The following is a 10,985-nucleotide window of genomic DNA, read 5'->3' on the forward strand; positions in this document are numbered from 1 at the left end:
GCAGCAGGCTCAACACCGTACGAACGCCACAACGCGGCCAGCGACACCATCACCGCCCACAGCACCGGCTGAACAACATCCACCCGCTCCAACGAGGGCGCCCCCGGCGCCTGCCGCACCACCGACTCAGGATCCCAGTCGACAAACTCCCCCAACGCCCGACCACACTCAGCAAACCGCTCCGCAAACACCGGCGCGGAATCCAGCAACTCCACCGCCATCCCCGCCCACTGCGAACCCTGACCCGGGAAAACGAACACCACACGGTCAGCCGCACCGGACAGGCCCCGCGCGGGTGCGCCGACCACGCCGGCGGCGGTCTCCCCGCGCGCCAGCGCGCCCAGACCGGCCAGGAGAGCATCCCGGCCCCCGCCGATGACCACACCGCGGTACTCGAAGGCCGACCGCCCGGAAGCCAGCGACCACCCCACATCCACCGAGGACAGCTTCTCGTCGGCCTCCACACGGGAAAGCAGCTGGGCCGCCTGCCCCCGCAACGCCTCCACACCACGACCGGAGACCACCCACGGCACGACCGGAAGGGCCACCGACGGTTCCGACGGCGATTCGTCCGCCGTCGGAGCCTGCTCGATGATCACGTGCGCGTTCGTGCCGCTCACGCCAAATGACGACACGCCCGCGCGACGCGGGTGGTCGGTCTCGGGCCAGGCCCGCTCCTCGGTGAGCAGCTCGACCGCGCCCGCCGACCAGTCCACCTTCGCTGACGGCTCATCGACATGCAGCGTCCGCGGCAACACCCCGTGCCGCATCGCCAGCACCATCTTCATCACACCCGCCACGCCGGCGGCGGCCTGCGTATGACCGATGTTGGACTTCAGCGAGCCCAGCCACAGCGGCCGCTCCTCCGAGCGGCCCTGGCCGTACGTGGCCAGCAGCGCCTGCGCCTCGATCGGGTCGCCCAACGTCGTACCCGTGCCGTGCGCCTCGACGGCGTCCACGTCTTCGGGCGTGAGCTGGGCGTCCGCCAGCGCCTTGCGGATGACACGCTGCTGCGCCGGGCCGTTGGGAGCGGTCAGGCCGTTGGACGCGCCGTCCTGGTTGATCGCACTGCCCCGGATGACCGCCAGCACCGGGTGTCCGTTGCGGCGGGCGTCCGAGAGCCGCTCAAGGAGCAGCATGCCCGCGCCCTCGGACCACGCGGTGCCGTCCGCGTGGTCCGAGAAGGACTTGCAGCGGCCGTCGGGAGACAGCGCGCCCTGGCGGCTGAACTCCACGAAGATCTCGGGCGTCGACATCACGGCCACGCCACCCGCGAGCGCGAGGGTGCAGTCGCCGCGCCGCAACGCCTGCGCCGCGAGGTGGAGGGTCACCAGCGATGACGAACAGGCCGTGTCGACGGTGACGGCGGGGCCTTCGAGGCCGAAGGTGTACGCGACACGGCCCGAGGCGACGCTGCCCGCGCTGCCGTTGACGAGGTAGCCCTCAAAGTTGTCCAGCGTGCCGTACAGCCGCGTCCCGTAGTCGTTGTACATGACGCCGGCGTAGACGCCGGTGTGGCTGCCGCGCAGTGTGGCCGGGTCGATCCCGGCCCGCTCGAACGCCTCCCATGACGTCTCCAGCAGCAGCCGCTGCTGGGGGTCGATGGTGAGTGCCTCCCGCGGGCTGAGGTTGAAGAACGCGGGGTCGAACTGGTCGGACTCATGGAGGAATCCGCCCTCGCGGGTGTAGCTCTTGCCCGGCTTGTCCGGGTCCGCGTCGTACAGGTCGTCGGCCCAGCCGCGGTTCTCCGGGAACTCGGAGATCGCGTCGGTGCCCGAGGCGACCAGCTTCCACAGTTCCTCGGGGGAACGCACACTGCCCGGGTACCGGCAGCTCATCGCGACGATCGCGATCGGCTCGGAGCCCTGTCCCTCCAGGTCCCTGATGTGCTGCCGAGCCTGGTGCAGATCCCCCGTGACCCGCTTGAGATAGGCGCGAAGCTTTTCCTCGTTCGCCATCTGAGAACGTTCCCTTTCACATTTTCCGAGAATTCACGCCACAGCGGGTCGCAACAGAACAGGTCGCTGCTCAGAGCTGCTCATCGATGAAGCTGAAGAGGTCCTCGTCGGATGCCTCTTCGATCTGGTCCACCACCGAGTCGTCCGGCCCACCGGCCGGCCCACCGGAGTGGATGCCGTACTTCGCCAGCAGCTCCCGCAGACGCTCCTGGACGGGCTCGGGCAGCGCGTCGTGCGCCGCGAGCGCGGACTCGAAGGCGTCGAGCTCGCGCAGGCCGACCGCGGACTCCGCGTTCTGCGCCGGACCGATCTCGGCCTTGAGGAACTCCGCGATCGCACCCGGTGTCGGGTAGTCGAAGACCAGCGTGGCCGGCAGCCGCAGCCCCGTGGCCTCGTTCAGCAGGTTGCGCAGCTCGACCGCGGTCAGCGAGTCGAAGCCGAGCTCCTTGAACGACCGCCCCGCGTCCGCCGCCTCGGGCCGCGCGTGCCCGAGCACTCCGGCCACGTGGCCGCGCACCAGGTCCAGCAGTACGCGGTCCTGCTCCGCCTCGTTCAGCCCGCTGAGCCGGTCGCGCAGCGACGGGGCCCCCGTGGCCCCGTCGGATGTCGTGCCGCCGGTCGCGGCCCTGCGGGCGACCGGCTTGACCAGCCCGCGCAGCAGCGGCGCGATCTCCTCCACGTCCTCGCGGGCGCGCAGCGCGGCCATGTCCAGCCGTACGGGCAGGACCACTGCCTCGTCCAGTCCACCCGCCGCGTCGAAGAGCGCCAGGCCTTGCTCGGAGGACAGGGGCGCGATGCCCATGCGGGCCAACCGCTTGACCGCGCTGTCGTCCAGGTGCTCGGTCATGCTGCTGCGCTCGGACCACAGGCCCCAGCCGAGCGCCACGGCCGGAAGGCCGAGCGAACGGCGGTGGTGGGCCAGGGCGTCCAGGAAGACGTTGGCCGCCGCGTAGTTGGCCTGACCGGCGGTGCCGAACGTGCCCGCGGCCCCGGAGAAGAGGATGAACGCGTCCAGATCCAGGTCCAGGGTCAGCTGGTGCAGGTGGAGCGCCGCGTCCACCTTCGGGCGCAGCACCCGGTCGATCCGCTCCGCGGTGAGCGTCGCGATGACCCCGTCGTCCAGGACACCGGCCACGTGCACGACCGCCTTCAGCGGGTGCTCGGCCGGCACCGCGGCCAGCACCCGGGCCAGCTGCTCCCGGTCCGCCGTGTCACAGGCGGCGACGGTCACGCTCGCGCCGAGTGCCGTCAGTTCCGCTTGGAGGTCGGCGGCGCCTTCGGCGTCCGGGCCGCGGCGGCTGGTCAGCAGCAGCTGCCGTACGCCGTGCTCGGTGACCAGGTGCCTGGCGACCAGACCGCCCAGTGTGCCGGTGGCGCCGGTGACGAGGACCGTTCCGCTCGGGTCGAGGGTCAGGCCCGTGCCTTCGGCGGCCGTGCCTGCTCGGACCAGCCGGGGGGCGAGGAGCTCGCCCCCGCGGAGGGCGAGCTGCGGCTCTCCCGCCTCGACGGCGGCGGGCAGGGCCAGGCACGACGCTTCTTCCTCGTCCATGTCGACGAGCAGGAACCGGCCGGGGTTCTCCGACTGCGCCGAGCGGATCAGACCCCACAGCGGCGCGTTCGCCAGGTCGGTCATCTCCTGCGGGGACCGGGTCGCGACGGCGCCCCGGGTGAGGAACACCAGCCGCGTGGCCGTGAACCGCTCGTCGTCCACCCAGGACCGTACGAGCTCCAGGGCGTTTCCGATGGCTGTACGGACGTCGCTCGCCACCGTGGTGAGTCCGGCGTCCGTCGGCCTGCGGCCGGTGGTACAGGCCACGAACACGGCGTCCGGGGCCGGCGCGCCCGCCTCGATCGCGTCGGCCAGCGCGGCCAGGTCGGCGTGCACCGCCACCTCCGCCTCGCCGCCGCCCAGCTCCACACTCAGCTTGAACTCGTCGGGACCGACCACGGCCCAGGCGGCGCCGGTGCCCCGCGGGTGCGGGGGCAGGGCCGTCCAGCCGACACGGAACAGCGAGTCGTCGTTCGACCCGCCTTGTGCCGCGCCGAGCTGGGCGGGGTCGATCGGCCGCAGTACGAGCGAGTCGAGGGAGGCCACAGGCGCACCGGTTCCGTCGGCCACCGCCACGGACACCGCGTCCTGCCCGGACGGCTTGAGAGCCACGCGCAGTACGGGGGCTCCTGTGGCGTGCAGCGCCACCCCGGTCCAGGTGAACGGCAGCCGGACCTCGTCGGGGTCGCCGAAGAACGCGCCCAGCCTGAGCCCGTGCAGCGCCGCGTCCAGCAGTGCCGGGTGGATGGCGAAGTGAGCCGCCTCCGCTTGCTGCTCCCGCGGCAGCACGGCCTCGGCGAAGATCTCGTCCCCGCGCCGCCAGGCCGCCCGCAGGCCCCGGAAGGCCGGCCCGTAGTCGTAGCCGACCGCGGCGAAGTCCTCGTAGAGCGAGTCGGTGTCCAGCGCGACCGCGCCCTCCGGAGGCCATACGGTCAGGTCCTCCCCGGACCGCTCCGTGCCCTCGGCCAGCACGCCCGTGGCGTGGCAGGTCCACGGCTCGTCGAACGCGGTGTCCTCCAGGCGCGAGTGAACGCTCAGGGTGCGGCGGCCCGCGTCGTCCGGCTCGGCGACCGTCAGCCGCAACCGCACCCCGCCCCGCTCGGGCAGCACCAACGGCGCCTGGAGCGTCAACTCCTCGACGAGGTCACAGCCGACCTCCTCACCCGCACGCAACGCCAACTCGACGAACGCCGTCCCCGGCAGCAACACCGTGTCACCCACCGCGTGATCGGCCAGCCAACCATGCGACCGCAACGACAACCGACCCGTGAACACAACCCCTTCGAAGTCCGGCAGCTCAACCGCCGCACCCAACAGCGGATGCCCGGCCGATCCCAGTCCGAGTCCGGAGGCGGCAGCGGCGTCGTCCGCGGCGGAGGACGTGTCGAGCCAGTAGCGCTCGCGCTGGAAGGCGTACGTCGGCAGATCGACGCGCGAGGCGCCCGTACCGGCGAACACCCCGGCCCAGTCCACGGCCACGCCCTGCACCCACGCCTGCGCCAGGCCGGACAGCAGCGTCTCGGCTTCGGGCCGACCGGAGCGCAGCACGGGTGCGAACATTCCACCGCTTACGGACTCCGCACCCATGGCGCTCAGCACGCCGTCGGGACCCAGTTCGAGGAACGTCGAGATGCCCTGCTCGGCAAGGGCGGTCACGCCATCCGCGAAGCGGACTGCTTCCCTGACATGGCGGACCCAGTACTCGGCCGAGCCCAGCTCGTCGGACGTGGCCAGCTTGCCGGTCACGTTCGAGACCACAGGGATGCGGGGCGCGTCATAGGTCAGGGACTCGGCAACCCCACGGAAGTCGTCCAACATCGCGTCCATGCGCGGCGAGTGGAACGCGTGCGAGACGTCAAGACGCTTCGTCTTACGCCCCTGACCGCGCAGCGTCTCCGCGAGGGCGAGAGCGGCATCCTCGTCGCCGGAGACGACCACCGAACTGGGCCCGTTGATCGCCGCGATGCCAATCCGGTTCCCATACTCGGCAAGGAGAGGCATGACCTCGGCCTCGGTGGCCTGCACGGCGATCATCACCCCACCGGCGGGCAGTGCCTGCATCAACCGGCCACGAGCCGCCACCAGCCGAACCGCGTCCTCCAACGAGAACACCCCAGCCACATGAGCCGCCGCAATCTCACCGATCGAATGCCCACCCACAAAGTCGGGTGCAACACCCCAGGATTCCACCAGCCGGAACAACGCCACCTCAACCGCAAACAGGCCAGCCTGCGTGAACACCGTCTGACCCAGCAGACCCGCATCCCCGAACACCACCTCACGAACCGACCGCCCCACATGCCCGGCCAACTCCAGGTCCAGCAACCCACACACCCGGTCAAACACATCCGCAAACACCGGGAACTGGCCATACAGCTCACGGCCCATCCCCACCCGCTGACTGCCCTGACCCGAGAACAACACCGCCAACCGACCAGAACCCACACCCTGACCGACAACGACACCAGGAGCAGACTCACCCCGGGCCAACGCACCCAACCCAGCCAGCAGAGCATCCCGACCGTCACCGACCACCACAGCTCGGTGCTCGAAAGCAGAACGCCCCGACGCCAGAGACCAGCCCACATCCACCGGCGACAACCCAGCATCGCCCTCAACCCGCGACAACAGCCGGGCCGCCTGACCCCGAAGCGCCTGGGCACCACGCCCCGACACCACCCACGGCACCACCGGAAGCGCCACCGCCGGCGCCGCGGGCTCCTCGGCCACTACCGGCGCCTGCTCCAAGATGACGTGCGCGTTCGTACCGCTCACACCGAAGGCGGAGACGCCCGCCCGGCGCGGCCGTCCGGTCTCCGGCCACTCCCGCTGCTCGGTGAGGAGCTCGACCGCGCCGGCCTCCCAGTCCACCTTCGGGGAGGGCTCCTCGACGTGCAGGGTGCGCGGCAGCTCGCCGTGCCGCATCGCCAGCACCATCTTCATCACACCGGCGACGCCTGCGGCGGCCTGCGGGTGGCCCATGTTGGACTTCAGCGAGCCCAGCCACAGCGGCCGGTCCTCCGGCCGGTCCTGGCCGTACGTCGCAAGCAGCGCCTCGGCCTCGATCGGGTCACCGAGCGTCGTACCCGTACCGTGCGCCTCCACCGCGTCCACATCGGCGGCCGTCAGCCGCGCGTTCGCGAGCGCCTGACGGATCACCCGCTGCTGTGAGAGTCCGTTGGGGGCGGTCAGGCCGTTGGAGGCGCCGTCCTGGTTGATCGCGCTGCCCCGGATGACCGCGAGCACCGGGTGCCCGTGGCGACGGGCGTCCGAGAGCCGCTCGAGCACCAGCATGCCGGCGCCCTCGCCCCAACCTGTACCGTCCGCCTCCGCGGAGAACGCCTTGCAGCGGCCGTCGGCCGAAAGACCGCGCTGGCGGCTGAACTCGATGAACATGCCGGGCGCGGCCATGATCGTGACGCCGCCCGCGAGTGCCAGCGAGCACTCGCCCTGGCGCAGCGCCTGAGCGGCCAGGTGCAGGGTGACCAGCGAGGACGAGCACGCCGTGTCCACGGTGATGGCGGGCCCTTGCAGACCCAGGACGTACGCGATGCGCCCGGAGACGACGCTGGAGGACTTGCCGGTCAGCAGATAGCCCTCGACGGAGTTCGGGGCCTCGTGCAGCCGTGCGGCGTAATCCTGATAGGTCATTCCGGCGAAGACGCCGGTCATGCTGCCCTTGAGGGACTCCGGGTCGATACCGGCCCGCTCGAGCGCCTCCCAAGTGGTCTCCAGCAGCAACCGCTGCTGCGGATCCATGGCCAGGGCCTCGCGCGGCGAGATCCCGAAGAACCCGGGGTCGAACTCGGCGGCGTCGTGCAGGAAGCCGCCTTCGCGGGTGTAGCTCTTGCCGGGCTGCTCGGGGTCGGGGTCGTACAGCCCCTCGACGTCCCAACCCCGGTTGGTCGGCAGCTGGGAGATCACGTCGCGGCCCTCGGCGAGGAGCTGCCACAGCTCCTCGGGCGTGCTGACGTCGCCGGGGAAGCGGCAGCCCATCGCGACGATCGCGATCGGCTCGTCGTCCGCGGGCAGTGCCACGGGGGTCGGTGCCGGAGCGGCGGTCTCGGCCGCCGCCGCGTCGCCCACCAGCTCCGTCCGCAGGTGCTGGGCCATGAGGGTGGCCGTGGGATGGTCGAAGACGGCGCCGGTGGCCAGTCGCAGACCGGTGGCGGCGTTCAGGCGGTTGCGCAGCTCCATGACCCGCATCGAGTCGAAGCCGAGGTCCTTGAAGGCGCGTCCGGCGGCGACCGCGTCCGCTTCGGCGTGCCCAAGCACGGCGGCGGCGTGCTTACGTACCAGTTCGAGCAGCAGCCGTTCCTGCTCGACCGGCGCGAGGCCGGCCAGCCGCCCGGCGAGCCCCGAGCCGGAGTGCGACTCGGTGGCGTCGCCCTCGCCGGTGCCACGGCCCGCTCGGGCCTCGGGCAGCTCGTCGAAGAGCCGGCTCGTACGGGTCGCGGTGAACTCGGCGGCGAATCGCGGCCACTCGATGTCGGCCACCGCGAGGAACGGCTCATCGCGGTCGGCCGCCTGGCCGAGCGCCTCGATGGCCACCTCGGGCGCCATCGACCTCAGGCCACGACGGCTCATCCGGTCGTCGATCGCACCGCCGACCATGCCGCCACCGCTCCACGTGCCCCAGGCCAGGGCCACCGACGGCAGGCCGCGCTGCCGGCGGTCCAGGGCGAGCGCGTCGAGGTAGGTGTTGGCTGCCGCGTAGGCGGCCTGACCGCCGTTGCCCAGCGCGCCCGCGACCGAGGAGAAGAGCACGAACGCGTCGAGTTCCAGGTGCTCGGTGAGCTCGTCGAGGTGGCGTGCGGCGACCGCCTTGGAACGCAGCACCCGCTCCAGATGCTCGACGGTCAGCGATTCGATGACCCCGTCGTCGAGCACTCCGGCCGCGTGGACGATCGCGCTCAACGGACGGTCGTCGGGGATCGATGCCAGCAGCTCGGCGAGCGCGGCCCGGTCGGACACGTCGCACGCGGCCACCGTCACCCCGACGCCCAGTCCGGTGAGGTCGGCGGTCAGCTCGGCCGCGCCGGGGGCGTCCGAGCCCCTGCGGCTCGTCAGCACGAGGTGCTCGGCTCCGTGCCCGGCCAGCCAGCGGGCCACGCGGCCGCCCAGCGCGCCCGTACCGCCCGTGACCAGGACCGTGCCCCGCGGCTTCCACTCACCGCGCGCCGTCGCGCTCCGTGGGGCGCGCGCCAGACGGCGTACGAACACACCCGCCGGGCGGATCGCGAGCTGGTCCTCGACCGAGGCGCCCGCCGTGGCACCGGCGAGCACCGCGCACAGCCGTTCCCGCGCCCGTGTGTCCCACGTCTCGGGAAGGTCGATCAGGCCACCCCACCGCTCAGGGTGCTCAAGCGCGGCCACCCGGCCGAAGCCCCACACCGGGGCCTGTGTGATGCCCGTCTGCCGGTCGGTGCGGCCGACCGAGACAGCGCCGCGCGTGCCGCACCACAGCCGTGCCTCGACACCCGCGTCTTCCAGCGCGTGCAGCAGATTCAAGGTGCCTGCCAGGCCGGACGGCACGCCCCCGTGCCGGGGGTGCGCGGTCTCGTCGAGCGCCAGCAGGGACAGGACGCCGGCGACGGGCGTGCTCTCGACCGCCTCGGACAACTGCCGGGCCAGCCGCTGCCGGTCGGCGTCTGGGGCCACGATCAGGCGGATGGTGCGTCCCCCTCGGGAGCCCAGCGCCTGGACGGTCTCGGCGGCCCACTCGTCCTCGGCGTGCGTGGCGGGGACGACCGCCAGCCAGGTCCCGGACAGTGCCGAGTCCGGCGTCTTCTCCAGCGGCTGCCAAGTGATCCGGTAGCGCCAGCCGTCGAGCTTGGACTGCTCCTGCCGCAGCCGGTGCCAGGACGCCAGGGCGGGCAGGACCGCGCTGAACGGCTCTTCGCCGGAGATGTCGAGTGTCGTCACGACGGATTGGAGGTCCTCGCGCTCCACGGCGTCCCAGAAGCGCGCCTCCACCTCGTCCGCCTCGCGCTCATGGGCGGCGCCGGGGCGGGTCCGGGTCTCCAGCCAGTAGCGCCGGCGCTGGAAGGCGTACGTGGGCAGCTCGACGCGGGATGCGCCCGCGCCGGCGAAGGCCGCACCCCAGTCCACAGTCACGCCCTGGACGTAGGCCTCGGCGAGTGAGGTGAGGAAACGGTCGAGACCGCCTTCGTCACGCCGCAGCGAGCCGAGCGCCACTGTGCCGTCCATGCCACGGGCCTCGGCGGTCTCCTGCACAGCAGCCGCCAGGACCGGGTGCGCGGACACCTCGATGAAGACCGCGTCACCTGCCTCCAGGACAGTGCCGATGGTCTCCTCGAAACGAACCGTGTGGCGAAGGTTGCGGTACCAGTACGCGCCATCCATGCCGGCGGTGTCGATGACTTCGCCCGTCACCGTGGAATAGAGCGGAACCTGGGCCGACGCCGGCTCGATCCCCGCCAGCAGCCCTGCCAGCTCGCCCTCGATGCGCTCGACGTGCGAAGTGTGCGACGCGTAATCCACCGGAACCTTGCGCGCCCGGACCCCCTGAGCCTGGCACTGGGCCAGCAGCTCATCCAACGCATCCGGATCACCGGCCACCACCACCGACGCCGGACCATTCAACGCCGCGACCTCGACCCGGCCACCAAACGCCGCAAGCCGAGACTCCACCTCCGCCAACGGCAACGCCACCGACATCATCCCGCCCAGCCCCGCCAACCCACCGGCAATCGCCTGCGACCGCAGCGCCACCACCTTCACCGCATCCCGCAGCGACAGCGCACCCGCCACATACGCGGCCGCGATCTCACCCTGCGAATGCCCCACGACCGCCGCAGGCTCGACACCGTACGAACGCCACAACGCGGCCAGCGACACCATCACCGCGAACGACACCGGCTGGACCACATCCACCCGCTCCAACGAAGGGGCACCATCCGCCTGCCGCACCACATCCAGCAACGACCAGTCCACATACGGCGCGAGCGCCACCGCACACTCGTTCATCACCTCCGCGAACACCGGAGAAGCATCGAGCAGACGGGCACCCATACCCGCCCACTGCGAACCCTGACCCGGGAAGACGAACACCACACGGTCAGCCGTCCGTGTCACACCCTCGCCCGGACCGGTCACCACTCCAGAGGCGATCTCACCCCGCGCCAGCGCGCCGACTCCGGACACCAGTGCGTCCAGGTCCCCGCCGACCACGACGGCCCGGTTCTCGAACTCCGCCCGCTCCGATACCAGCGACCAGCCCACATCCACCGGCGACAACTCACCACGCGCCTCGACATGCGCCAGCAACCGCTCCGCCTGCCCCCGCAACGCCTGCGCGCCACGACCCGAGAGCACCCACGGCACCACCAAGGAACCCACACCCGGCTCCGTCGGTTCCGTCTGCTCCACCTCAACCGGCTCGGTCGGCTCGGCCGGCTCGGGGGCCTGCTCGATGATCACATGCGCGTTCGTCCCACTGATACCGAACGAAGACA

At 71.7% G+C, this 10,985-nt stretch carries 1 protein-coding gene and 1 pseudogene; both read right to left on the reverse strand.

What is annotated here, in order from left to right:
- On the reverse strand, positions 1-1,958 hold a 1,958-nt coding region (locus ABZ385_RS33090), incomplete at its 3' end, for a type I polyketide synthase (protein ID WP_358914190.1).
- Between the two features lie 70 nt (positions 1,959-2,028).
- A pseudogene (locus ABZ385_RS33095) lies at positions 2,029-10,950 on the reverse strand (SDR family NAD(P)-dependent oxidoreductase); the annotation flags it as partial.
- Between the last annotated feature and the right edge of the window lie 35 nt (positions 10,951-10,985).

Source organism: Streptomyces sp. NPDC005898 (assembly GCF_040629635.1).
GTDB lineage: Bacteria > Actinomycetota > Actinomycetes > Streptomycetales > Streptomycetaceae > Streptomyces.